General features: G+C 69.9%; 17 protein-coding genes, 3 rRNA genes and 1 pseudogene. 4 read left to right on the top strand and 17 right to left on the bottom strand.

Annotation, left to right across the window (positions count from 1 at the left end):
- Positions 1 to 257 precede the first annotated feature (257 nt).
- Complete coding sequence (gene recN, locus FB465_RS26410; protein WP_145797611.1) at positions 258 to 1,991, bottom strand: DNA repair protein RecN; 1,734 nt, start codon at positions 1,989 to 1,991, stop codon at positions 258 to 260.
- 75 nt (positions 1,992 to 2,066) lie between these two features.
- Positions 2,067 to 2,807: a membrane protein YczE gene (yczE, locus tag FB465_RS26405; protein WP_211785858.1), complete on the bottom strand. Its 741-nt coding sequence runs from the start codon at positions 2,805 to 2,807 to the stop codon at positions 2,067 to 2,069.
- A 121-nt stretch (positions 2,808 to 2,928) separates the two neighbouring features.
- Between yczE and yczR the strand changes: the two genes are divergently transcribed.
- Positions 2,929 to 4,431 (top strand): MocR-like transcription factor YczR, encoded by a 1,503-nt coding sequence (yczR, locus tag FB465_RS26400; protein WP_246192846.1) that lies wholly within the window; start codon positions 2,929 to 2,931, stop codon positions 4,429 to 4,431.
- Positions 4,432 to 4,465: 34 nt separating this feature from the next.
- Here yczR and FB465_RS26395 read toward each other — a convergent pair whose 3' ends face one another.
- From FB465_RS26395 to FB465_RS36380, 5 genes are all read right to left on the bottom strand, one after another.
- A complete protein-coding gene (locus tag FB465_RS26395) occupies positions 4,466 to 5,008 on the bottom strand; it encodes an MOSC domain-containing protein (protein WP_145794431.1) in 543 nt (180 codons plus the stop codon).
- Between the two features lie 51 nt (positions 5,009 to 5,059).
- The gene (locus tag FB465_RS26390; RefSeq protein WP_145794429.1) at positions 5,060 to 5,962 is read right to left on the bottom strand and encodes an NAD kinase; all 903 of its coding nucleotides are present in this window, start codon (positions 5,960 to 5,962) and stop codon (positions 5,060 to 5,062) included.
- Between the two features lie 96 nt (positions 5,963 to 6,058).
- Positions 6,059 to 6,865 carry a TlyA family RNA methyltransferase gene (locus FB465_RS26385; protein ID WP_145797610.1) on the bottom strand — a complete coding sequence of 269 codons (807 nt, stop codon included), beginning with the start codon at positions 6,863 to 6,865 and terminating at the stop codon, positions 6,059 to 6,061.
- A 43-nt stretch (positions 6,866 to 6,908) separates the two neighbouring features.
- On the bottom strand, positions 6,909 to 7,064 hold the full coding sequence (locus tag FB465_RS36010; RefSeq protein ID WP_170290692.1) for a hypothetical protein: 156 nt from the start codon (positions 7,062 to 7,064) through the stop codon (positions 6,909 to 6,911).
- On the bottom strand, positions 7,057 to 7,740 hold the full coding sequence (locus tag FB465_RS36380; protein ID WP_211785857.1) for a hypothetical protein: 684 nt from the start codon (positions 7,738 to 7,740) through the stop codon (positions 7,057 to 7,059). The genes FB465_RS36010 and FB465_RS36380 overlap by 8 nt, the downstream gene beginning before the upstream one ends.
- Positions 7,741 to 7,944: 204 nt before the next feature.
- Between FB465_RS36380 and FB465_RS26375 the strand changes: the two genes are divergently transcribed.
- Positions 7,945 to 8,292 carry a sterol-binding protein gene (locus tag FB465_RS26375; RefSeq protein WP_145794428.1) on the top strand — a complete coding sequence of 116 codons (348 nt, stop codon included), beginning with the start codon at positions 7,945 to 7,947 and terminating at the stop codon, positions 8,290 to 8,292.
- 34 nt (positions 8,293 to 8,326) lie between these two features.
- Here FB465_RS26375 and FB465_RS26370 read toward each other — a convergent pair whose 3' ends face one another.
- Both FB465_RS26370 and FB465_RS26365 read right to left on the bottom strand, forming a co-directional pair.
- Entirely contained in the window at positions 8,327 to 9,370 is a 1,044-nt protein-coding gene (locus FB465_RS26370; RefSeq protein ID WP_145794426.1) for an HAD-IIA family hydrolase, read from the bottom strand.
- Positions 9,371 to 9,442: 72 nt separating this feature from the next.
- Positions 9,443 to 9,976, bottom strand: coding sequence for a tetratricopeptide repeat protein (locus FB465_RS26365; RefSeq protein WP_145794424.1), 534 nt, complete (start codon positions 9,974 to 9,976; stop codon positions 9,443 to 9,445).
- A 93-nt stretch (positions 9,977 to 10,069) separates the two neighbouring features.
- On the opposite strand from FB465_RS26365, the gene FB465_RS26360 reads away from it, so the two are divergent.
- Positions 10,070 to 11,440, top strand: a complete 1,371-nt coding sequence (locus FB465_RS26360; protein ID WP_145794422.1) for a DUF1015 family protein — start codon at positions 10,070 to 10,072, stop codon at positions 11,438 to 11,440.
- A 79-nt stretch (positions 11,441 to 11,519) separates the two neighbouring features.
- Here FB465_RS26360 and FB465_RS26355 read toward each other — a convergent pair whose 3' ends face one another.
- The 6 genes and pseudogenes from FB465_RS26355 to tyrS form a co-directional block, all read right to left on the bottom strand.
- Positions 11,520 to 12,296: a tetratricopeptide repeat protein gene (locus tag FB465_RS26355; protein ID WP_246193330.1), complete on the bottom strand. Its 777-nt coding sequence runs from the start codon at positions 12,294 to 12,296 to the stop codon at positions 11,520 to 11,522.
- A 618-nt stretch (positions 12,297 to 12,914) separates the two neighbouring features.
- A pseudogene (locus FB465_RS37990) lies at positions 12,915 to 13,553 on the bottom strand (tetratricopeptide repeat protein); the annotation flags it as partial.
- A 436-nt stretch (positions 13,554 to 13,989) separates the two neighbouring features.
- Positions 13,990 to 14,106, bottom strand: a 5S ribosomal RNA gene (rrf, locus tag FB465_RS26350).
- Positions 14,107 to 14,215: 109 nt separating this feature from the next.
- Positions 14,216 to 17,337, bottom strand: a 23S ribosomal RNA gene (locus tag FB465_RS26345).
- 276 nt (positions 17,338 to 17,613) lie between these two features.
- Positions 17,614 to 19,137: ribosomal RNA gene (locus tag FB465_RS26340) — 16S ribosomal RNA — on the bottom strand.
- The 16S, 23S and 5S rRNA genes sit together here, the layout of an rRNA operon.
- 606 nt (positions 19,138 to 19,743) lie before the next feature.
- The gene (gene tyrS, locus FB465_RS26330; protein ID WP_145797608.1) at positions 19,744 to 21,009 is read right to left on the bottom strand and encodes a tyrosine--tRNA ligase; all 1,266 of its coding nucleotides are present in this window, start codon (positions 21,007 to 21,009) and stop codon (positions 19,744 to 19,746) included.
- Between the two features lie 250 nt (positions 21,010 to 21,259).
- Between tyrS and FB465_RS26325 the strand changes: the two genes are divergently transcribed.
- A complete protein-coding gene (locus FB465_RS26325) occupies positions 21,260 to 21,769 on the top strand; it encodes an HNH endonuclease (RefSeq protein ID WP_145794419.1) in 510 nt (169 codons plus the stop codon).
- A 108-nt stretch (positions 21,770 to 21,877) separates the two neighbouring features.
- Here the strand turns inward: FB465_RS26325 and FB465_RS26320 are convergent, their stop codons facing one another.
- Positions 21,878 to 23,710 (bottom strand): outer membrane protein assembly factor BamB family protein, encoded by a 1,833-nt coding sequence (locus tag FB465_RS26320; protein WP_170290691.1) that lies wholly within the window; start codon positions 23,708 to 23,710, stop codon positions 21,878 to 21,880.
- A gap of 98 nt (positions 23,711 to 23,808) precedes the next feature.
- Entirely contained in the window at positions 23,809 to 24,105 is a 297-nt protein-coding gene (locus FB465_RS26315) for a 4a-hydroxytetrahydrobiopterin dehydratase (protein ID WP_145794415.1), read from the bottom strand.
- Positions 24,106 to 24,137 lie beyond the last annotated feature (32 nt).

The raw sequence follows: 24,137 nt of genomic DNA, 5'->3' as shown, positions 1-24,137 counted from the left end.
CGCTCCGACTCGATCACGAACTCACACCGTCGCGTTGGGCCCCTCCTGCCGGGTCGGCAGGCAAGGAGCGCGGCCCGCGAGCGGCACTCGGGACTGGTATGCCAGTGTCCAGCCGCCACCATGCCAGGTCGGGCGGGGTCTTGGACAGTCGGCGCCACGGGCGGGCGCGTCGCGGCGCCCGTCCCGGGTGAGGATCGCAGGTCGGTCCCGGGCCGGTTGCACGGGGCCCCCGGCCCGGATCACCTGCGGACGGCGGGTCAGCGGGCGCGCGGTGCGCGGGCCGCGGCGAGGAGCTCCTCGGCGTGGGCGCGGCCCAGCTCGGAGTCCTCGAGGCCCGCCAGCATCCGGGAGAGCTCGCGGACCCGCTCCTCGTCGGTCAGCACCTTGACGCCGCTTCGGGTCACCGTGCCGTCGTGGGTCTTCTCGACCACCAGGTGCCGGTCGGCGAAGGCCGCGACCTGCGGGAGGTGGGTCACCACCACCACCTGCGCGGTCTCGGCCAGTTTGGCGAGGCGGCGGCCGATCTCGACCGCGGCCTTGCCGCCGACGCCGGCGTCCACCTCGTCGAAGAGGTACGTCGGCACGGGGTCGGCACCGGCGAAGACCACCTCGACGGCGAGCATCACCCGGGAGAGCTCACCACCCGAGGCGCCCTTGGCGATCGGGCGCGGCGCGGCACCGGGGTGCGGGGCGAGCAGTACCTCGACCTCGTCCACGCCGTGCGCGCCGTAGGAGACGGTCCGGCCGTCGATCTCGATGCCGGCCAGATCGTCGAGCCAGGTGATGTCGAAGCTCACCCGGGCGTGCGGCATGGCGAGTTCGGCGAGTTCGGCGGAGACGGCCTCGGCGAAGCGGCCGGCCGCGGCCCGCCGGGCGACCGAGACCTCGGCGGCCAGCTCGGCCAACTCGGTGCGCAGAGCCGTCTCCTGGGCGCCGAGCTCGTCGATCCGCTCGTCGTCGCCGTCGAGTTCGGCAAGTCTGCTCGCACTCGTCTCGGCCCACTGCAGGACCTCGGCGAGCGTGTTCTCCGCGCCGCCGTACTTGCGCAGCAGCTGGGCGAGGACCGCCCGCCGGTCCTCGACGGCCGCCAGGCGTACGGGGTCCGCGTCCAGGTCGTCGGCGTAACCCGCCAGGTCCCCGGCGACGTCGGCGAGCAGGTAGCCGACCTCGTTGAGGCGGTCGGCCAGGGCGGCCAGCCGCTCGTCGTGGTGGCGGACGCCGTCCAGGGCGCGGCGGGCCTGGGCGAGCAGGGTGCCGGCGTCCAGGGAGTCGGGGTCGGCCGGGTCTCCGGCCAGTGCGCCGTGGGCCAGGGTGGCGGCGGAGGAGAGGGCGTCGGCGTGGCCGAGGCGCTCGGCCTCGGCGGCGAGTTCGACGTCCTCGCCGGCCACCGGCTCGGCGGCGGCGACCTCGTCCAGGCCGAAGCGGAGCAGGTCCGCCTCCTGGGCGCGCTCGCGGGCCCGGGTGGTGAGCTCCTCGAGCGTCGCGGAGACCTCGCGCAGACGGCGGTAGACCTCGCGGTAGCGGGCCAGCGGCCCGGCGACGGCCTCGCCCGCGTAGCGGTCCAGGGCGCCGCGCTGGCGGGAGGGTCGCAGCAGGCGCTGCTGGTCGGTCTGGCCGTGCACGGCGATCAGGTCCTCGCCGAGCTCGGCGAGCAGGCCCACCGGGACGGCGCGTCCGCCGACGTGGGCTCGGGAGCGGCCCTCGGCGGAGACCGTCCGGCTGATCAGCAGCGCGCCGTCGTCCAGTTCGGCGCCGGCCTCCAGGGCGCGCGCCGCCGCAGGCGAGCCGGCGGGCAGGCCGAGGCGGCCCTCGACGACGGCCCGGCCGGCTCCCCTGCGCACCAGCCCGGGGTCGGCGCGGCCGCCGAGCAACAGGCCGAGGCTGGTCACCACCATGGTCTTGCCCGCGCCGGTCTCGCCGGTGACGGCTGTGAAGCCCGGCGCCAGTTCGACCACCGCGTCGTCGATGACGCCCAGATCCCGTATCCGCATCTCGTCCAACACGGAGACGACCTTACGAGGTTCCACCCCCAACGCGCGACGAGCCCAGGCCTCGGGTGCCCAAGTTCATCCCTTCCGGGACTCCTGTGCGGATCCGGCCACCGGCTGCGGGACGGGCTGCAGCACGCTCTGGGGCACGGTGCACCAGCGGAGGAAGAACTGTGCCAGCGGGCCGATGGCGAGCGCGTAGGCGACGGTACCGACCCCCGCGGTGCCGCCGAGCAGGATGCCGAGCAGCAGCACGGTGACCTCAATACCGGTACGGATCAGGCGCAGCGAGCGGCCGGTGCGCCGGTGCAGGCCGGTCATCAGCCCGTCGCGCGGGCCGGGGCCGAGCCGGGCGCCGATGTAGAGCCCGGTGGCGAGGCCGTTGAGCACGATGCCGGCGGCCAGCAGCGCGATCCTGGCGGCCCAGCCGTCCGGGGTGGCCACCATGCCGAGGGTGAGGTCCATGGCCGCGCCGAGGATCAGCACGTTGCCGAGCGTGCCGATGCCGGGGCGCTGCCGCAGCGGGATCCAGAGCAGCAGGACGCAGGCGCCGGTGATGGTGACCCAGGCGCCCATACTCAGGCCGAGGTGGCGCTGCAGGCCCTGGTGGAGCACGTCCCACGGGTTGACGCCGAGGGCGGCGCGCATCATCAGCGCCATGCTGGAGCCGTACAGGACGAGGCCGAGCAGCAGTTGCGGGAGGCGGCGGCCGAGCCGGTCACCCAACCGGGGGGCTCGCGGCGAGGCGGTGGTCGCGGTGGCGGCGGTGCCGGCGGCCTCGGTCGAGGCGGTGGTCGGCGAGGTCGAGGCGGCGGCCATCGGGGCTCCTTGCGGTGGGTGTGGCGGCCCCGGCGGCCGCGCTGCCATGATGGGCGGTCCAACCGGACCGGATCCAGGTCCAATCCACGCCAAGTGGACTGATCGCGTGAGGGTGGCAGCCGTGACCGAGTGGCAGAGCACCGTGACCCCGCCCGCGCTGGCCCGCCTGCTGACCAGCGCGCGGCTCCCCGAGCCGGCCCGGCACCGGCCCGCGTACCGGACCCTGGCAAGCCAGGTCAGGCTGCTGGTCTCCGAGGGCCGGCTGCCGGTCGGCGCCCGGCTGCCCGCCGAACGGGAGCTCGCCCAGGCGCTGTCCCTGAGCCGGACGACGGTCGCCACCGCGTACGAGACCCTGCGCACCGAGGGCTACCTGCGCAGCCGCCGCGGCTCCGGCAGCTGGACCGCCCTGCCCGAGGGCAGCCGCCCGCCCAGCGACGCCCTGCACCCCGTCCCGCCCGACGAGAGCGAGTCCATGCTCGACCTGGGCGTGGCCGCACTGCCCGCGCCGCAGCCCCACCTCGGCCAGGCGGCCGCCCGGGCCGTCGAGCAGCTGCCCGCGTACGCCGCCGGGCACGGCCACTTCCCCACCGGCGTACCGGTGCTGCGGGAGGCGATCGCCCAGCGGTACACCGAGCGCGGGCTGCCGACGACGCCCGACCAGATCCTGGTCACCACCGGCGCCATGGGCGCGCTGCACCTGGCCCGGCGGGCCCTGCTCGGGCGCGGCGACCGGGTTGCGGTGGAGGCGCCCAGCTACGCGCACACGCTGCAGTCGCTGCGCCGCGGCGGCGCCCGCCTGGTCCCCGTCCCGCACGCCTGGCCCGGCGGGCCCACCGCGCTGCCGCGCTGGGACGTCGCCGAGTGGCAGCGCGTCCTGCGCGGCGCCGCCCCGAGACTCGCCTTCGTGATCCCGGACTTCCAGAACCCGACCGGCGCGCTCATCGACGAGGAGCAGCGCCGCGAGCTGCTCGCCGCCGCCCGCGCCGCCGGGACGACCGTCCTGGTGGACGAGACGCCCGCCGAACTCGGCTGGGGCGTACGGCCCGAGGAACTCCCCCGCCCGACCGCCGCGCTGGACCGCGCCGCCCAGGTGATCACCATCGGCTCGGCCAGCAAGATCCTCTGGGGCGGCCTGCGGATCGGCTGGCTGCGCGGGACCCCGGGCCTGGTACGGCAGTTGGCCACCGACCGGATCTACACCGATGTCGGCACGCCCGTCCTCGACCAGCTGATCGCCGCCACCCTGCTCACCGAACACTTCGCCGAGGTCCGCGCCCAGCAGCAGGAACGGCTGCGAGCCAGCGCCGAGGCGCTGGCGGCGGCGCTCCGCGAGCAGCTCCCCCGCTGGCAATTCGCCTACCCCTCGGGCGGCCTGGCCTTCTGGGTCGCCACGGACGGGATCTCCGGCGCCGCCCTGGCCCAGGCCGGCGAACGGCTCGGCGTACGGATCGCGGCCGGCTCGCGCTTCGGCGTGGACGGCGCCTTCGAGCACCACATCCGGATCCCGCTGACCGTCCCGGCGCCCGGCGCCCCGGCAGCCGTCGCCCGGCTGGCCGCAGCCGCCGAGCCGGCCGCCACCAGGCGCTGGACGGCGGCCGACGGGACTCCACCCCTGGCGGTCTGACGCCGCCGGCCGCCCACGTACCCCGCCAGGGACCTCAGACGCGCTCCAGCGCCTCGAACGGGCCCTCCGGAAGCTCCACCGCGATCCCGTCCCCGGGCCGCACCTCGCCGCCCTCCAGAACGATGCCCATGATCCCCGCCTTGCGGACCACGTTGCCCTGCTCGTCCCGCCCGACCACCTGCTTCAGCAGGCCGTCCCGGAAGCCGTCGATCTGCAGGCAGGGGTTGCGCAGCCCGGTCACCTCGACCACCGCCCGCTCGCCGAGGTGCAGCCGCGTACCGCGCGGCAGGGCGAGCAGGTCGACGCCCCGCGTGGTGATGTTCTCGCCCAACTCGCCGGGCTCGACCGGGTACCCGGCCATGGCCAGCTCCTCGTGCAGCTCCGCATGGATCAGGTGCACCTGACGCAGGTTCGGCTGTGTCGGGTCCTGCGCCACCCGCGAGCGGTGCTGGACGGTCACCCCCAGGTGCGCGTCCCCCTCCACCCCCAGGCCCGCCAGCAGCCGCACACTCGGCTCGTTCGGCTTGCTGAAGTCGTGCTCACCGCTCCGGCTGACCGCCGTGACCGTCCCGCCCATCCGTTCCCCTCCTGTTGCAGCAGGCCCCGAAGTTTCGGCAGGACCCCTGGCTCAGCATCCGCCCGAGCGCCCGCGCCAACCGGTCACCGGCAGAGCGAACTTGGCGACCAGCCGGTCCGTGAACGGCGCCCGGTGCAGCCGCGCCAGCCGAACCGGGGTCTTCCCCCGACGGACCTCCACCCGTGCCCCGGCCGGGAGTTCGACCGATCGCCGCCCGTCGCACCACAGGATGCCGTGCGGCGTCTTCGGCTGAACCTCCACCGCCAGTACGGAGTTGGGCGAGGTCACCAACGGCCGGGCGAACAGCGCGTGAGCACTGATCGGCACCATCAGCAGCGCCTCCACCTCCGGCCACACCACCGGACCGCCCCCCGAGAACGCGTACGCGGTCGAACCGGTCGGTGTCGCACAGACCACGCCGTCGCAGCCGAAGTTGGAGACCGGACGGCCGTCCACCTCGGTCACGACCTCCAGCATCCGCTCCCGCGAGGCCTTCTCGATCGACGCCTCGTTCAGCGCCCAGTCCTCGTGCACCACATCGCCGTTGGTCCGCACCAGCACATCGAGGGTCATCCGCTCCTCGACCTCGTAGTCGGCCTCGACCACGCGTTCCACCACCACCGCGAGATCGTCCCGCTCGGCCTCGGCGAGGAACCCGACCCGACCGAGGTTGATGCCGAGCATCGGCAGCCCGTGGTCCCTGGCCAGCTCCGCACCGCGCAGCAGCGTCCCGTCCCCGCCCGCGACCAGGATCAGCTCGCAACCGTCCGCGGCGCCCTCACCGCCGGCCACCCGCTCGACCCCGTCCGGCAGGTCGAGGTCGACCGCCTCGGCGGCGAGCAGCCGAATCCTGATCCCTGCCTTCAGCAGGCCCTGCACCAACCCCTCCACGCTTCGCAGCGCGGCCTCGCGACCGGTGTGTGCGACCAGGAAGACCGTACGTTCCTCGCTCATGCTGCCCTCTCCCTACGCCTGCCGGGCCGGCCCCTTGTGAGGGCAGACCCGGTCCGGCCGCCGCTCAGCCCGACGGTCGGACGTCTGCCAAGCACCTTATCGGGGGCCCTCGGCGACAGCTCGGTCCGCCTCGGCCGGGTCGAGCTGCGGGGCGTCCCGGCGCAGCCAGAGGAAGTACTCGACGTTGCCGGACGGCCCCGGCAGCGGGCTGGCGGTGACCGCCCGTACGCCCAGGCCGAGCGCCCACGCCTGACCGGCCACCTGCCGGACCATCTCGGCCCGCAGCTGCGGGCTGCGCACCACCCCGCCGCTGCCCAGCCGCTCCTTGCCGATCTCGAACTGCGGCTTGACCATCATCACCAGGTCCGCGTCCTCGGCGCAGCAGCCCGCGAGAGCCGGCAGCACCAGGCCCAGCGAGATGAACGACAGGTCCCCCACCACCAGGTCGACGGGCGCCCCGCCGATCAGCTCCAGGGTGAGCTCCCGGACGTTGGTCCGGTCCATCACGGTGACCCGGTCGTCGCTCTGCAGCGACCATGCGAGCTGGCCGTAGCCGACGTCCACCGCCAGCACGTGCGCGGCGCCCGCGCGCAGCAGTACGTCCGTGAAGCCGCCGGTGGACGCGCCCGCGTCCAGCGCCCGCCGCCCCTCGACGACCAGCCCCTGCGGCACGAAGGCCGCGAACGCACCGGCCAGCTTGTGGCCGCCGCGGGAGACGTAATCCGGGTCGTTCTCGTCCTTGGCCACCACCACGGCGGCCGCGGTCTCCACCTGGGTCGCGGGCTTGGTCGCGGTGGTGCCGCCGACGGTCACCCGGCCGGCCGCGATCAGCTCGCTCGCGTGCTCACGCGAACGGGCCAGCTTGCGGCGGACCAGCTCCGCGTCGAGTCGGCGTCGTGCCACTGCCACTGGTGCTTCAGCTCCTACTGCTACAGCTACTGATCAGCTACTGATCGTCGAGGGCGGCGAGGGTGTCCGCGAGCCGCTGGTGTACATCTTCGTACACGGCGACGTGCACACCGGTCTCCGCCCCGTCCAGCTCCTCGAGCCGGGCCAGGGCGGCGTCCACGGCCGGGTGGCCGGTGGGGGTCGGCTCAGTCATCGCTGCCCTTCCGGGGAGCGGACTTCCTGCCTGCCGCCGCCTTCTTGGCCGGAGCCGCCTTCTTGGCGGTGGCCTTCTTCGCGGCTGTCTTCACTGTCGTCTTCTTCGCCGCGGCCTTCGTCGGGGCCGTCTTCTTCGTCGTCGCCTTCCTGGCCGCCGGCTTCTCCGTGGTGCTCTTCTTCGCGGTGGCCTTCTTCGCCGTGGCCTTCTTCGCCGGGGCGGGTTCCTCCACCTCGACCTCGACCCGCTCGGACACCACCGACCTGCCGGCGCGGTCCCCGTCCTCCCAGCCGGCGTCGAAGAGGCCGTCCGCCCGCGGCTCCGGGCGCGCGGCGGGCTCCTCGACCTCCCGCAGCTTGCTCTCCAGATAGCCGAGCACCACGCCGACCTTCACCACCTGGTCGCCGACCCGCTCGAAGACCGCCTCGACCTCACTGCGCATCACCCCGACCGCCAGGTCCAGCCCGGCCCGGCCCGCCGTCACCGCCTCCTCCGCCAGCGTCTGCAGCGACTTGGCCGAGGGCGGGAACTGCTGCCCCACCGTCCGCTCGATCGCCGCCACATCGACCCCGCTGCGCTCCAGCAGACCGGTCGCCGCGCCCACGACCCGCTTGCCGGTCTCCTCCGCGAGCTCGGCGGCAACCACCGCAACGCCCCGCACCGCATCCCGTAGCATCCGCGTGCCTCCTCCGTGCCTCGACGTCTCCGCGCCCCGCACCGTCACCGGGCCGTCCTCGGGCGCGCCCGGACATATCGGGCCCGCCCGGTCACGACGCTACCCTCTACCGCCCTTGCGGCGCTGCCGTTGCCGTCCGTCCGGCTGTGACGGACGGCTGCGATAGCGTGGGCGGGAAAAGCACCGGACGGGAGACCAGCAGCCATGGCCAGCACCGAGAACTGCCGCGAAGCACTCGAGCAGCTCAGCCGGAACCTGGCCGGTTCCAACGGCGACGTCCGCAAGGCCGCCGCCCTCGACCGCTCGCTCACCTGCTGGATCACCGACCTCGATCTGACCTTCTCCGGCCGACTGCGCGACGGCCGGATCACCGACGTCGTCGAGACACCGGGCCCGCCGCCCGCCAAGGCCGAGATCCGCCTCGCCATGGCCAGCGACGACCTGGTCTCACTGGTGGGCGGTCAGCTCAACTTCGCCTCCGCCTGGGCCGCGGGCCGGGTCAAGCTGGAGGCCGGCTTCCGCGACCTCCTCCGCCTGCGCACCCTGCTCTGAGCCCGGCCCGGCAGCCCCGGCCCGGCCTCGGCCGTTACAGCCCCAGCTCGGCGAGCGCCTTCCGTCCGTCCGGCACGACGCCGTCGGCGTCTACCGCGGTCCACGCCGCCGCACACAGCGCGCGCAGCCCGTCGTACGGGTCCTCCCCGGCCCCGTCCAGCCGCAGCACGCCGCCGTCCAGCCCAGCCTCGAACCCGCCGCAGCCGTACCGGCCGCCACCCAGCGTCTCAACGACCGGCTGACCGACCAGCAGCCCGCGCAGGTCCGCCGCCAGGTACGTCGGCCGGTGCTCCGCCGGCGCCGCCAGCAGCTGGGCGGGAGTGGTGACGCCGGTGAAGACCAGGAGGCTGTCCACACCGCCGTTGTAGGCACCTTCGATGTCCGTGTCCAGGCGGTCGCCGACCACCAGCGGCCGCTTCGCCCCCGTACGGATGACCGTCTCCCGGTGCATCGGAGGCAGCGGCTTGCCCGCGACCTCGGGCTCGGCCCCGGTCGCCGTCCGGACGGCCGCCACCAGCGTCCCGTTGCCGGGCGCGATGCCGCGCGCGGTGGGCACCGTCAGATCCGTGTTCGAGGCCACCCACGGCAGCCCGCGCGCGACCGCATACGAGGCCTCGGCGAGATGCTGCCAGCCGACCGTCGGGTCGTAGCCCTGGACGACCGCGACAGGCTCCTCGTCCAGTGAGCGCACCGCCACCAGACCACGCTCGGCCAGCGCCTCCACCAGCCCGGCCCCGCCCACCACCAGCACCTTCGACCCGGCCGGCACCTTCTCCGCGACCAGCCGGGCCGCCGCCTGGGCGGAGTTGATCACGTCGGCCGCCTCGGCGGGCACGCCCAGCTCGGTCAGGTGCTCCGCCACCATCCGGGGCGGGCGCGAGGCGTTGTTGGTGACGTACGCCAGCCGCATCCCCGCCTCGCGCGCGGAAGCCAGCGACTCCACGGCGTGCACGATCGCGTGCGGCCCGGCGTACACCACCCCGTCGAGGTCGAGCAGCGCCGTGTCGTACGCCTCGGTCAGCGGGCGGTCGGAGCCCCCGGGTGCGGTCCGTGCCTGGCCGACTGCCGTGTCCGTCATGCGTGCTCTACCTCGTCCTGCTCGTCGGTCGGTGCCGGCTCCACCGGAGGCCGGCGCTACTGGGTGGCGGCCCTACCGGGTCTCGTCCTGACCCGTCGGCGGCGCCGAATAGCCCGGCGCACCGGGCAGCAGCGGCCCGAACGCCCCGGCCCGGGCCGCCAGCGTCGCCCTGGTCTGGCGCAGCGCGGCCCGGTAGTGCTCGGACTCCGGCCGCATGGCGACGGCCAGCGCCAGGTGCTCCGCCGATGTCTCGAAGTCGCCCAGCCGCGCCGCCGCGACGCCCCACCCGAACTGAGCGTAGTCGTCCGCCGGATCGGCCAGCGCCACCGCCCGGAAGTTCTCCAGCGCCGCCGCATAGAGCCCCGCGTCGAACTGGGCTCTCGCCAGCGTCTCCCGGATGCTCCGCGAGTGCGGCTCCGCCTCGGCGGCCCGGGCCAGCAACTGCTCGGCCGCCGCCGGGTGCCCCTGCTCCAGCAGCTTGCTGCCCCGCCGGAACCAGTCGTAGACGCCACCCTCAGGCGCACCCGACCCGTTCTGCGCAGGAACGACCCCGCCGCCCTCACCACCGACGCCGCCGCCGTTCACGCGCTCCTGCCCGTCACTCATCCCGAACCTCGCTCCCCGCACCACGGCCCGATCCGGCCCCGGGACCGAGCGCTGTGATCACTGAACAACGCACACCCGATTACCATGCCCAGAATGAGCACACCCAGTGCAGAAAGCGGACCGGAGTCTCCGGCAGGCGGCCCCGGAGACCCCGGGCATGTCGCCACCGCAGGGCTGTCCCTGTCCCCGTTCCGCGGCCTGCGATACGTCCCCGACCGGGTCGGCACCCTGGCAGCGGTCACCTCGCCCCCGTACGACGTGGTCGACCCGAACCGGCGCCTAGACCTGGAGACGGCCGACCCGTACAACATCGTGCGCCTGATCCTCCCGAGACCCGAGCCCGACGACAGCGGCGACCGGCCCGACCGTGACACCCGGTACCGGCACGCCGCCCGGCTGCTGGCCGACTGGCAGCGTCAGGGTGTCCTCGCCGCCGATCCCGAGCCTGCGCTGTACGTGTACGAGCAGCGCGTCCACGAGGACGGGCCGGAGGGCGAGCTGCTGCAGCGCGGCCTGATCGGTGCCCTGGCGGTCAGCGGCCGGGAGGCCGGTGTGGTGCTGCCGCACGAGGACGTGATGCCGCGCCCGGTGGCCGACCGGGTCGGCCTGATGCGCACCACCAGGGCCAATCTGGAGCCGCTGCTTCTCACCTACCGGGGCAACGGCGGCGCGGCCGGGGTGATCGAGCGCGCAGTGCAGGGCGAGCCGCTGCTCACCACGACCACCAGCGACGGCACCGACCACCGGCTGTGGGCCGTCACCGACCCCGCCGAGCTGGCCGAGGTCACGCGCGACCTGGCCACCTGCCGGGCCCTGATCGCCGACGGGCACCACCGCTGGGAGATGTACCTGCGCCTCCAGCGCGAACACCGCCACCTGCCGCGCAGCCCCTGGGACCGCGGTCTGGTGCTGCTGGTCGACACGGCCCGCTACCCGCTGCGGGTGAGGGCCATTCACCGGGTGCTGTACCGCCTCCCGGTCGCCGAGGCGCTGGCCGAGCTCGGCGACCAGTGGCGGGTCAAGGAGGTGCCGGGCCCGCTGGAGACCGCCCTGCAGGCCCTCGCCGAGGCGAAGCGACACGTGGGCAACGCGTTCCTGCTGACCGGCGGCGAGGGCGTCTTCTGGCTGCTCAGCGAGCCGGACGAGGCCCTGCTGGCGGCCACCGTGCCGAGCGGCAGGCCCGAGGAGTGGCGCCACCTGGACGCCACCGTCCTGCACGCCACCCTGCTCGATCACACCTGGCGCGTCCCGGACAGCCCGGACGACATCGGCTACCTGCACGCCGCCGGGGCCGCCGAGCGCGAGGCCGCGCGGAGCGGCGGCACGGCGGTGCTGCTGCACCCGGTCAGGGAGAGCGTGGTGCGGCGGCTCGCGGAGCAGGGCGTCACCATGCCCCGGAAGTCCACGTCCTTCGGCCCCAAGCCGGCCACCGGGCTGGTGCTGCGCAGCCTCGAACTGGGCTGAGAAACGACGGAGGCCCTGCCGGTACGTGGATCACGTACCGGCAGGGCCTCCGTCTCAGCTGACGCGCGCAGGGCTTACGTCAGCGCTGGTCGTTCTCCGGACGCTTGTCGGCGTCCTCGTACTCCTCGTCGATCTCGAGGTCGTCCTCGTCGTAGTACTCCTCGACGTCTTCCTCGTCCTCGTAGATCACGCGGTCGTCGCCGGCGTCGTCGACCGCGACCTTGCCGGACCGGGCCTTGACGGGCGCCGCGTCCTGCTCGTCCTGCTCGTCCTCGTCCAGCTCCGGGTCGAGGGCGTCCACGAACTCCAGGCCGTCGATCTCGGCCAGCCGCTCGGAGGCGTTGGTCGCACCATCGGTGTCGGCCTCGGCCGCCTTCGCGAACCAGTCACGGGCTTCGTCGGCCCGCCCGGCCGCGATGAGCGCCTCGGCGTACGCGTAGCGCAGGCGCGCCGTCCACGGGTGGATCGCGCTGGACCCGAGCTCCGGGCTCTGCAGCGTGACGACAGCCGCGTCGAACTGCTCCATGTCGCTGCGGGCACCCGCCGCGACCAGGCGCATCTCGACCTGGCCGGCCTTGTCCAGCTGCTTCACCTCGGGCTCGCCGGCCATCGCCAGGGCCCGCTCCGGACGGCCGAGACCGCGCTCGCAGTCGGCCATCACCGGCCAGAGGTCGGCGCGGCCGGTCATCCGGCGGGATGCGCGGAACTCGGTCAGCGCCTCCGAGTAACGGCCCGTCACGTACGAGGCGAAGCCGGCCGCCTCACGGACGGAGGCCACCCGGGACGCCAGTCGCAGGGCGACGCGGGAGTAGTTGTACGCCTCCTCCGGCTCGGTGTCGAGCAGCCGGGCGACCATCACCAGGTTGCGCGCCACGTCGTCGGCAAGGGTCTTGGGCAGGCTCTTCAGGTCCTGGCGGACATCGGCGTCCAGCTCGAAGCCGGTGACGTCCTCCGGGATCGGGAGACGGTGAACGGGCTCGTAGTTGCCGCGGCGGTCGTCGTAGTCCCGACGGTCATCGCGCCGGTCGTCCCGGCGGTCGTCGCGACGCCCCTCGAAGCGCCCACCGCGGCCACCACCCTCGTACGGCCGGCCGGCACCCCGGTCGTCACGTCGGAAGCCACCGCCGGAGGGGCGGTCGTCGCGGCGGTAGCCGCCACGGTCGTCACGGGTGCCGTAGCCACCGCCGCCGGAGGGGCGGTCGTCACGGCGGAAGCCGCCGCCGCCCGAGGGGCGGTCGTCGCGACGGTAGCCGCCACGGTCGTCACGGAAACCGCCGGAGGGGCGGTCGTCGCGGCGCGGACGGTCGTCACGGGAGCCGTAGCCACCACCACCGGAGGGACGGTCGTCGCGCCGCGGACGGTCGTCACGGAAGCCGCCGGAGGGGCGGTCGTCGCGGCGGAAGCCACCGCCGCCGGAGGGACGGTCATCACGGCGCGGACGGTCGTCACGGGAGCCGTAGCCACCGCCACCGGACGGCCGGTCGTCACGGCGGAAGCCACCGCCCGAAGGACGGTCATCGCGACGGAAGCCGCCCGAGGGGCGGTCGTCGCGGCGGAAGCCACCGCCGCCGGAGGGGCGGTCATCACGGCGCGGACGGTCGTCACGGGAGCCGTAGGCACCGCCACCGGACGGCCGGTCGTCGCGGCGGAAGCCACCGCCGGAAGGGCGGTCATCGCGACGGAAGCCGCCACGGTCGTCACGGGTGAATCCGCCCGACGGACGGTCGTCACGGCGCGGACGGTCGTCACGGGAACCGTAGCCACCGCCAGAGGGGCGGTCATCGCGGCGGAAGCCACCACGGTCGTCGCGGAAGCCGCCGGAGGGACGGTCGTCACGGCGGAAGCCACCGCCGCCCGAGGGGCGGTCATCACGGCGCGGACGGTCATCGCGGTTGCCGTAGCCACCGCCACCGGACGGCCGGTCGTCACGGGAGCCGTAGCCACCGCCGCCGGAGGGGCGGTCGTCGCGGCGCGGACGGTCGTCACGGGAGCCGTAGCCACCACCGCCGGAGGGACGGTCATCGCGGCGGAAGCCACCGCCCGACGGCCGATCATCGCGACGGTAGCCGCCGCGGTCGTCACGGTTGCCGTAGCCACCGCCGGTGCCGCCGCCCGAGGGGCGGTCGTCACGGCGCGGACGGTCGTCGCGGTTGCCATAGCCGCCGCCACCGGACGGGCGGTCGTCACGGCGGTAGCCGCCACGGTCGGAACGGTCGTCCCGACGCGGACCACGGTCGTTCGACCAACCCCCACGCGACCGGGGCTCGTTGCCGCGGCCGTCGTCCGATCGGCGCTCGGGACGGTCCTGGGGAGGGTTCGACATCGTGGTGGCTCCTTCTGCTGCTTCATCTCTACCGCTCGTCCGGGGCGACACCATCGCCCGGCGCGGTGGGTGCTGGCCCGCGTGGCCACACACCATCTCCATTGTCCGGCATCGGACCTCGTACCGCGTCGGGGCGGAGAGGTCGTGGCCGGCTGTCTGCTCAAGTCCGGGAAAACAAAAAGGCCGTGGCCCCAGCGAATCGCTGGGGCCACGGCCTTGAATAATTGTTCGGCGGCGTCCTACTCTCCCACAGGGTCCCCCCTGCAGTACCATCGGCGCTACGAGGCTTAGCTTCCGGGTTCGGAATGTAACCGGGCGTTTCCCTCGTGCTATGACCACCGAAACCCTATCGGGTATTCAGCGAAACACACTTTTTAGTTGATAAGTGTTTCTTCGATTCGCCGGCGATAGCTGTTCGCTACCCGGGAACCACACAGTGAACGCGAGCGTCTGAGGACAAGCCCTCGGCCTATTAGTACCGGTCAGCTCCACCCCTTACAGGGCTTCCACATCCGGCCTATCAACCCAGTCGTCTACTGGGAGCCTTACCCTCTCAAGGAGGTGGGAGTGCTCATCTCGAAGCAGGCTTCCCGCTTAGATGCTTTCAGCGGTTATCCCTCCCGAACGTAGCCAACCAGCCATGCCCTTGGCAGGACAACTGGCACACCAGAGGTTCGTCCGTCCCGGTCCTCTCGTACTAGGGACAGCCCTTCTCAACACTCCTACGCGCACAGCGGATAGGGACCGAACTGTCTCACGACGTTCTAAACCCAGCTCGCGTACCGCTTTAATGGGCGAACAGCCCAACCCTTGGGACCTACTCCAGCCCCAGGATGCGACGAGCCGACATCGAGGTGCCAAACCATCCCGTCGATATGGACTCTTGGGGAAGATCAGCCTGTTATCCCCGGGGTACCTTTTATCCGTTGAGCGACGGCGCTTCCACAAGCCACCGCCGGATCACTAGTCCCTGCTTTCGCACCTGCTCGACCCGTCGGTCTCACAGTCAAGCTCCCTTGTGCACTTACACTCAACACCTGATTGCCAACCAGGCTGAGGGAACCTTTGGGCGCCTCCGTTACTCTTTAGGAGGCAACCGCCCCAGTTAAACTACCCACCAGACACTGTCCCTGATCCGGATCACGGACCCAGGTTAGACATCCAGCACGACCAGAGTGGTATTTCAACGACGACTCCACCCAAACTGGCGTTTGGGTTTCAAAGTCTCCCACCTATCCTACACAAGCCGAACCGAACACCAATATCAAGCTATAGTAAAGGTCCCGGGGTCTTTCCGTCCTGCTGCGCGAAACGAGCATCTTTACTCGTAATGCAATTTCACCGGGCCTATGGTTGAGACAGTCGAGAAGTCGTTACGCCATTCGTGCAGGTCGGAACTTACCCGACAAGGAATTTCGCTACCTTAGGATGGTTATAGTTACCACCGCCGTTTACTGGCGCTTAAGTTCTCAGCTTCGCCCGACCGAAATCGGACTAACCGGTCCCCTTAACGTTCCAGCACCGGGCAGGCGTCAGTCCGTATACATCGCCTTACGGCTTCGCACGGACCTGTGTTTTTAGTAAACAGTCGCTTCTCGCTGGTCTCTGCGGCCGGCCCCAGCTCAGGAAGCAAGTTCCCTCACCAGATCCGGCCCCCCTTCTCCCGAAGTTACGGGGGCATTTTGCCGAGTTCCTTAACCATAGTTCACCCGAACGCCTCGGTATTCTCTACCTGACCACCTGAGTCGGTTTGGGGTACGGGCCGCCATGAAACTCGCTAGAGGCTTTTCTCGACAGCATAGGATCATCCACTTCACCACAATCGGCTCGGCATCAGGTCTCAGCCTCAATGAGTGACGGATTTGCCTATCACTCGGCCTACACCCTTACCCCGGGACAACCACCGCCCGGGCTGGACTACCTTCCTGCGTCACCCCATCGCTCACCTACTGCAGACTTGGTCCGGCGGCTCCACCACGTCCCTTTGTCCGAAGACTCCGGGCCGGCTTCGCGGCCTTAGCATCACCTGGTTCAGCGTTGGCGCTTCAAAGCGGGTACGGGAATATCAACCCGTTGTCCATCGACTACGCCTGTCGGCCTCGCCTTAGGTCCCGACTTACCCTGGGCAGATCAGCTTGACCCAGGAACCCTTGGTCAATCGGCGCAAGAGTTTCCCACTCTTGTATCGCTACTCATGCCTGCATTCTCACTCGTGTACCGTCCACAACTGGTTTCCACCGCTGCTTCACCCGGCACACGACGCTCCCCTACCCATCACAGCAGGCGTTGGCCCTATTGCTGCAATGACACGACTTCGGTGATGTGCTTGAGCCCCGCTACATTGTCGGCGCGGAATCACTTGACCAGTGAGCTATTACGCACTCTTTCAAGGGTGGCTGCTTCTAAGCCAACCTCCTGGTTGTCTCTGCGACTCCACATCCTTTCCCACTTAGCACACGCTTAGGGACCTTAGTCGGTGTTCTGGGCTGTTTCCCTCTCGACCATGGAGCTTATCCCCCACAGTCTCACTGCCACGCTCTCACTTACCGGCATTCGGAGTTTGGCTAAGGTCAGTAACCCGGTGAGGCCCATCGCCTATCCAGTGCTCTACCTCCGGCAAGAAACACGTGACGCTGCACCTAAATGCATTTCGGGGAGAACCAGCTATCACGGAGTTTGATTGGCCTTTCACCCCTAACCACAGGTCATCCCCCAGGTTTTCAACCCTGGTGGGTTCGGTCCTCCACACGGTCTTACCCGCGCTTCAACCTGCCCATGGCTAGATCACTCCGCTTCGGGTCTTGGGCATGCAACTCAGACGCCCTATTCGGACTCGCTTTCGCTACGGCTACCCCACACGGGTTAACCTCGCTACACACCGCAAACTCGCAGGCTCATTCTTCAAAAGGCACGCAGTCACGAGACACACAGTAAACTGCATGTCCGACGCTCCCACGGCTTGTAGGCACACGGTTTCAGGTACTATTTCACTCCGCTCCCGCGGTACTTTTCACCATTCCCTCACGGTACTATCCGCTATCGGTCACCAGGGAATATTTAGGCTTAGCGGGTGGTCCCGCCAGATTCACACGGGATTTCTCGGGCCCCGTGCTACTTGGGAAATGAGCAAGCAAGCCGCTGATGTTTCGTCTACGGGGGTCTTACCCTCTACGCCGGACCTTTCGCATGTCCTTCGACTACACCAACGGTTTCTGACTCGCCGACCGGCCGGCAGACCGATCAAGCTCACTCCCACGACCCCGAAACGGCAACCCCTGCCGGGTCTCACACCATCTCGGTTTAGCCTCATCCGGTTTCGCTCGCCACTACTCCCGGAATCACGGTTGTTTTCTCTTCCTGCGGGTACTGAGATGTTTCACTTCCCCGCGTTCCCTCCACATACCCTATGTGTTCAGGTATGGGTGACAGCCCATGACGACTGCCGGGTTTCCCCATTCGGAAACCCCCGGATCAAAGCCTGGTTGACGGCTCCCCGGGGACTATCGTGGCCTCCCACGTCCTTCATCGGTTCCTGGTGCCAAGGCATCCACCGTGCGCCCTTAAAAACTTGGCCACAGATGCTCGCGTCCACTGTGCAGTTCTCAAACAACGACCAGTCACCCACCATCAACACGCACACGCGCATCTCAAGTAGGACCGGCATCTCTGAAGCAACGACCATACGGCCGTTCCCTCAGGACCCAACAACGTGCCCGACACGCCTGACTGATGATGTGCTTTCCACGCCGAAGCAGTACTCACACTCACAACCAAGCGTGCCGAATAGTCAACGTTCCACCCATGAGCAACCGTGCGAGACATTCGCTCGCAACCGGCTATTGCTCCTTAGAAAGGAGGTGATCCAGCCGCACCTTCCGGTACGGCTACCTTGTTACGACTTCGTCCCAATCGCTGGTCCCACCTTCGACGGCTCCTCCCCTTACGGGTTAGGCCACCGGCTTCGGGTGTTACCGACTTTCGTGACGTGACGGGCGGTGTGTACAAGGCCCGGGAACGTATTCACCGCAGCATGCTGATCTGCGATTACTAGCAACTCCAACTTCATGGGGTCGAGTTGCAGACCCCAATCCGAACTGAGGCCGGCTTTTTGGGATTCGCTCCGCCTCGCGGCATCGCAGCCCTTTGTACCGACCATTGTAGCACGTGTGCAGCCCAAGACATAAGGGGCATGATGATTTGACGTCGTCCCCACCTTCCTCCGAGTTGACCCCGGCAGTCTCCTGTGAGTCCCCATCACCCCGAAAGGCATGCTGGCAACACAGAACAAGGGTTGCGCTCGTTGCGGGACTTAACCCAACATCTCACGACACGAGCTGACGACAACCATGCACCACCTGTATACCGACCACAAGGGGGCGACTATCTCTAGCCGTTTCCGGTATATGTCAAGCCTTGGTAAGGTTCTTCGCGTTGCGTCGAATTAAGCCACATGCTCCGCTGCTTGTGCGGGCCCCCGTCAATTCCTTTGAGTTTTAGCCTTGCGGCCGTACTCCCCAGGCGGGGAACTTAATGCGTTAGCTGCGGCACCGACGACGTGGAATGTCGCCAACACCTAGTTCCCAACGTTTACGGCGTGGACTACCAGGGTATCTAATCCTGTTCGCTCCCCACGCTTTCGCTCCTCAGCGTCAGTAATGGCCCAGAGATCCGCCTTCGCCACCGGTGTTCCTCCTGATATCTGCGCATTTCACCGCTACACCAGGAATTCCGATCTCCCCTACCACACTCCAGCCTGCCCGTATCGAATGCAGACCCGGGGTTAAGCCCCGGGCTTTCACATCCGACGCGACAGGCCGCCTACGAGCTCTTTACGCCCAATAATTCCGGACAACGCTCGCACCCTACGTATTACCGCGGCTGCTGGCACGTAGTTAGCCGGTGCTTCTTCTGCAGGTACCGTCACTTGCGCTTCTTCCCTGCTGAAAGAGGTTTACAACCCGAAGGCCGTCATCCCTCACGCGGCGTCGCTGCATCAGGCTTTCGCCCATTGTGCAATATTCCCCACTGCTGCCTCCCGTAGGAGTCTGGGCCGTGTCTCAGTCCCAGTGTGGCCGGTCGCCCTCTCAGGCCGGCTACCCGTCGTCGCCTTGGTGGGCCGTTACCCCACCAACAAGCTGATAGGCCGCGGGATCATCCTGCACCGCCGGAGCTTTCCACCCACCCCCATGCGGAGGCAGGTCATATCCGGTATTAGACCTCGTTTCCAAGGCTTGTCCCAGAGTGCAGGGCAGATTTCCCACGTGTTACTCACCCGTTCGCCACTAATCCACTCCGAAGAGCTTCATCGTTCGACTTGCATGTGTTAAGCACGCCGCCAGCGTTCGTCCTGAGCCAGGATCAAACTCTCCGTGAATGTTTACCCGCAATCGGGTGAGACACTCGCGTTGAGCGGCACGGCAACCACCGGAATAGGGTGATCCCGCGCACTGCGTCCTCGCTGTGTTTTTACTTCAAAAGGAATCTCCAACCCGGACCGAACGGTCCAGGCCGGGGATGTCAACATATCTGGCGTTGACTTTTGGCACGCTGTTGAGTTCTCAAGGAACGGACACTTCCTTCAAAACACTCTCGTGTCTCTCCGGGCGCTTCGTTCTTTCGTGTTTCAAGCTTATCAGACGATTTCCGCTCCGTTTTCCGGAGTTTCACTCACCAGACTTGCTCCTGCCTTTCGGCGCTCCCGAACTCTAACAGAGTTATTCCGACCGCTTTTCCCTCTCGACGTGAATCGAAAGAGCGCGCGACGAATCGCTCATCAAGGTTTGGGGGTGGTCACCCGCGATCTCGGTCGGTCCAGGTCGGCCGAGCGGCCTTCCCGTCTGCCCGTCCGAATCAGGCGACTCGGACTACGTTAGGGCACCTACGGACGCCAGTCAAACGCAGAGGGGCCGGATCTGACCAGATCCGGCCCCTCTTACCCGAAGTCGCAGCTCAAACCGGTTGCGGTTTCAGCCAACTGACGTCAGTTCGACACGAGCTCAACGGCTGCGAGGTTGCGCTTGCCGCGCCGCAGCACCAGCCAACGGCCGTGCAGCAGATCGGAGTCGGCCGGCACGGCCTCCTCGTCGGCGACCTTCGCGTTGTTGAGGTACGCGCCGCCCTCCTTGACCGTCCGGCGGGCTGCCGAGCGGCTCGGGGCCAGGCCGACCTCGACCAGGAGGTCGACCACCGGGAGCAGCTCGGTGACCGTCGCCTTGGGCACCTCGGCGAGAGCCGCGGCAAGCGTCGCGGGCTCCAGCTCCGCCAGGTCGCCCTGGCCGAAGAGCGCCTTGGAGGCGGCGACAGCGCGCTCGTACTGCTCCGCGCCGTGGAGCAGAGTGGTGAGCTCCTCGGCCAGCGCGCGCTGCGCGAGGCGTGCGGCCGGGCGCTCGGAGGTCTCGCGCTCCAGCTCCTCGATCTCCTCCCGCGAGCGGAAGCTGAAGATCCGCAGGAAGTTGGAGACGTCCCGGTCGTCCACGTTCAGCCAGAACTGGTAGAACGCGTACGGCGTGGTGAGCTCCGGATCCAGCCAGACCGTGCCCGATTCGGTCTTGCCGAACTTGGTGCCGTCGGCCTTCACGATCAGCGGCGTGGCGATCAGGTGGACGGACTTGCCCTCGGCCTTGCGGATCAGGTCGCTGCCCGCGGTGAGGTTGCCCCACTGGTCGCTGCCACCGGTCTGCAGGGTGCAGTTGTAGCGGCGGTGAAGCTCCAGGTAGTCCATGCCCTGGAGGATCTGGTAGCTGAACTCGGTGTAGCTGATGCCGGCGTCGGAGTTCAGCCGTCGGGCGACGGCCTCCTTGGCGATCATGTTGTTGACGCGGAAGTACTTGCCCACGTCGCGCAGCAGGCTGATCGCCGACATGCCGGACGTCCAGTCCAGGTTGTTGACCATGCGCGCCGCGTACTCGCCCTCGAAGTCCAGGAACTTCGAGATCTGACCGCGCAGGCGGTCGACCCAGCCGGCCACCACCTCGGGGTCGTTCAGGACGCGCTCCGCCGTCGGCTTGGGGTCGCCGATCAGGCCGGTCGCTCCGCCGACCAGGCCCAGCGGCAGGTTCCCGGCCTGCTGGAGGCGGCGCATGGTGAGGATCTGCACCAGGTTGCCGAGGTGCAGGCTCGGGGCCGTCGGGTCGAAGCCGCAATAGAACGTGACCGGGCCGTCCGCGAACGCCTTGCGCAGTGCGTCCTCGTCGGTGGACAGGGCGATCAGCCCTCGCCACCGCAGCTCGTCGACGATGTCCGTCACGGTCACGCTTCTCCTTCGATCGGGCGCCGGGCGACTACGACGGCCCGGTCCATCGGGCCGCACGCCTGGACGACTCCAGCGTTCTAGAGAGTACGCGGTCCGGGCCAGCGAGTTTCCAAGCAGCCCGCTCACGCCACGGAAATTCCGTTGTTCGCGAGGCGGGTGCGCGGTCAGAGTGGACCCACCGCCGTGCGGCGGCAAGGACGGGACGGTCGTGCCGTCGGGCACGGTCCTCAGGGAGGTGGCGGGGATGCGCAACACGCTGGTACTGAACGCGAGCTACGAGCCTCTGACGACGGTGTCGCTCAAGCGCGCCGTGGTCCTCGTACTGCAGGACAAGGCCGTGGTCGAGCACGCCCATCCGTTGGGGATGGTGCGCGGTACCGGCATCGCCGTACCGGTGCCCCGGGTGATCAGGCTTCAACGGTACGTCAGAGTGCCGTTCCGACAACGGGCCCCGTGGTCGCGGCGCGGGGTCCTCGTACGTGACCAGCACCTGTGCGCCTACTGCGGGCGGCGGGCCACGACCGTGGACCACCTGCAGCCGAGGTCGCGCGGCGGTGCCGACAGCTGGCTGAACACCGTGGCGGCCTGCGCGGAGGACAACCAGCGCAAGGCCGACCGGACGCCGGAGCAGGCCGGTATGAAGCTGCTCCGCAGGCCGTTCGAGCCGACGCCGGAGGCCACGCTGATGCTGGCGCTCGGCCTGCGCGGCAGCGAGATGCGCGAGCTCGCGCCCTGGCTGCCCGCCGTGGCGTAGCCGCGGAATGAACTTGGTGGGCCGACCCGGTCGGGGGACAGGTCGGCCCACCAAACAAGAGTCGGCCCACCAAACAAGAGTCGGCCCACCGGACAGGCGGGAGACCGGCTAGCCCTTGGCCTGGAAGGCCGTCGCGGTGCCGAAGTTCGTCGAGTGCTCCGGGAGGACGACGACCTTGCCGCCGCCGGTCAGCACCCGCCCGGCGGTGAGCAGCGAGCCGGTGCCCTGCGGATAGGCGCCACCCGCGGTCTCCTGGCCGCCCGTGGCGGCGAAGCGGCTGAGGTGGGCGGGCTGGTCGAGGCGCTCGTCGACGGCGAGCAGCAGCGCGCCGTTCTCGAACCCGACGGCTCGGGCCTTGCCCTTCTCGCTCGCCCGGGTCTTCCAGAGCGCCTTGCCGGTGGCCAGGTCGTACGCGGTGACCGTGGACGGGCCTTCCTCGGCGGGGGTCACCGTGGTGACCATGGTGTGGTCCTGGAAGAACACGCTCGGCGTGGCGTCGAAGGTGCCGTGGCCGACGTCCAGCCGGCCGCCCTCCACCGAGACGGGGATCTCGGCGGCCGGGTCGCCGGTCGCGCCCCAGCCGAAGACCCGGTCGTCGGCCGGTTTGTCGCCGGTGGTGAGGACCACGGCGGGTTCGGCGGAGAGCACGGTGACGGTCTTCGGCTGGTTGTTCAGGCCGCGCCACCACTTGACCTTGCCGTCGGTGGCGTTGAGCGCGACGGCCTGGTCGACCGGCGTGCTGTCCGCGCAGCTGCTGTGCAGCAGGACGGTGCCACCGCTCGCGTTGCCCGAGAGGGTGCAGAACTTGCCCTGGCCGCCGTACTGCCAGAGGTCCTTCCCGTCCGCGGCCGCCCAGGCGACGGCCTTGTCGTCGCCGACCGCGATGACCTTGTCCGCGGTGACCGCGACGTGTGCGGCGTAGGCGTCCTTGGTGTCGGAGAGCGTCTTCGTCCAGGCCGTCTTGCCGGTCTTGGTGTCGACCGCGGCCAGCAGGGTGCACGGGCTCTTCGGGTCTGCCTGGGGCCGGAACAGGACGGCGCCGAGGCCGGTGGCGTTCACGGTGGGCGAGAGCCCGCAGGCGGTGGCGCCGTCGGCGGGCGGGGCGACCGCCCAGGTGGGCTTGCCGTCTGCCAGGGCGTAGGCGTGCACACCGGTGCTGTCGGCGCGGACGACGGCCTCGCCCAGCAGCCAGCTGCCGACCAGGGTGTCGTCGGCGCCCGAGGGCGCGGCGGAGGCGGGCTGTGCGGCCCAGGCCTTGGCGTGGGCGACGGTGAAGCCGGGTGCTGCGGCGGTGTCGCCGGAGTCGCTGCCGCTTTCGTCGTCCCCGGTGGCGAGCACGCCCGCGGTGATCAGGACGGCCAGGGCCGCGGCGCCCGCGCCGGCGCGGAGCGCCAGGGCGCGCCTGCTCGGTGCGTGGTCGGCGGAGATCACCGCGTCCGCGGCGGCCTTGGCGCGCTCGACGAGCGAGGTACGGGTGGTCCCGTCGCCGGGAGCGTCGTCGGCGAGGGGCTCCTCGGCCGGAGCTTCGTAGGTGGCCGCAGCCTCATCGCCGTAGGTGACCGCGGCTCCATCGCCGGATTGCGTGTCGGCGGGCGCCTGGAGTGACGACTGGTCAGCTCCGTAGGCGTTGTAGTAGCCGTCGACCCCGGGCGGCGCGTACAGCTGCTGCTCGGCGGCCGGGTACTGGCCGTAGGAGGGGTCTGCGGCCGGCTGCTGGTACGCGGTGGCGTAGTAGCCCTCGCCCTCCTGCTGCTGCGGGAGGCCGGTCTGCCACTGCTCTGCCCCGGGTGTGCCCCAGCCCTGCTGCTCACCGCCCGGGTACGACTGCTGGTACCCGCCCCACTGGTCGCCCGCCGCCTCCTGCTGCTGCGGGTACCAGGGCTGCTGGTAGTCGTACCCGACGGGCTCCTGCCCGGCGGTGCCGGAGTGGTCCTGAGCCATGCGTTCCGTCCGTCCCGACTGCGTGCTGCAAGCTGCCAGCATCTCATGGCGGACGGAGCGGCCGGCCGGAACCGGGGGTACGGAGCGCTGACCGGCCCTCAGCTCTCGGCGCGCAGGGCCTCGTCGATGCGGGCCGCGAGGGTGAGATCGAGGCTGGTCAGGCCGCCTGCGCTGTGGGTGAAGAGGACGAAGCGCAGGGTGCGCCAGCGGATGTCGATGTCGGGGTGGTGGTCGAGTTGCTCGGCCGTCTCGGCGACGGCGTCCACGACCCTGATCGCGGCGGGGAAGCTCGCGGCCTCGGCGGTACGGGTGATGGAGTCGCCCTCGCGCGTCCAGTCCGGGAGGGCGGCCAGGCCCGTGGTGATCTCGTCCTCGGTCAGCCGTGCTCTGCTCATGGGCGGGTCGCTCTCCTCAGCCGGTGGTCCGG

Source organism: Kitasatospora atroaurantiaca, from assembly GCF_007828955.1.
GTDB classification, from domain to species: Bacteria; Actinomycetota; Actinomycetes; order Streptomycetales; family Streptomycetaceae; genus Kitasatospora; species Kitasatospora atroaurantiaca.
Note: the sequence above shows the minus strand (reverse complement) of the source record. Positions and strands in the feature narration are given on the sequence as shown.

Coding starts and splice junctions, on each gene's coding strand:
- recN (WP_145797611.1), bottom strand. CDS start 1,991: ATGCGGATACGGGATCTGGGCGTCATCGACGACGCGGTGGTCGAACTG.
- yczE (WP_211785858.1), bottom strand. CDS start 2,807: ATGGCCGCCGCCTCGACCTCGCCGACCACCGCCTCGACCGAGGCCGCC.
- FB465_RS26395 (WP_145794431.1), bottom strand. CDS start 5,008: ATGGGCGGGACGGTCACGGCGGTCAGCCGGAGCGGTGAGCACGACTTC.
- FB465_RS26390 (WP_145794429.1), bottom strand. CDS start 5,962: ATGAGCGAGGAACGTACGGTCTTCCTGGTCGCACACACCGGTCGCGAG.
- FB465_RS36010 (WP_170290692.1), bottom strand. CDS start 7,064: ATGACTGAGCCGACCCCCACCGGCCACCCGGCCGTGGACGCCGCCCTG.
- FB465_RS36380 (WP_211785857.1), bottom strand. CDS start 7,740: ATGCTACGGGATGCGGTGCGGGGCGTTGCGGTGGTTGCCGCCGAGCTC.
- FB465_RS26375 (WP_145794428.1), top strand. CDS start 7,945: ATGGCCAGCACCGAGAACTGCCGCGAAGCACTCGAGCAGCTCAGCCGG.
- FB465_RS26370 (WP_145794426.1), bottom strand. CDS start 9,370: ATGACGGACACGGCAGTCGGCCAGGCACGGACCGCACCCGGGGGCTCC.
- FB465_RS26365 (WP_145794424.1), bottom strand. CDS start 9,976: ATGAGTGACGGGCAGGAGCGCGTGAACGGCGGCGGCGTCGGTGGTGAG.
- FB465_RS26360 (WP_145794422.1), top strand. CDS start 10,070: ATGAGCACACCCAGTGCAGAAAGCGGACCGGAGTCTCCGGCAGGCGGC.
- FB465_RS26355 (WP_246193330.1), bottom strand. CDS start 12,296: ATGGTCGCCCGGCTGCTCGACACCGAGCCGGAGGAGGCGTACAACTAC.
- FB465_RS26325 (WP_145794419.1), top strand. CDS start 21,260: ATGCGCAACACGCTGGTACTGAACGCGAGCTACGAGCCTCTGACGACG.
- FB465_RS26320 (WP_170290691.1), bottom strand. CDS start 23,710: ATGGCTCAGGACCACTCCGGCACCGCCGGGCAGGAGCCCGTCGGGTAC.
- FB465_RS26315 (WP_145794415.1), bottom strand. CDS start 24,105: ATGAGCAGAGCACGGCTGACCGAGGACGAGATCACCACGGGCCTGGCC.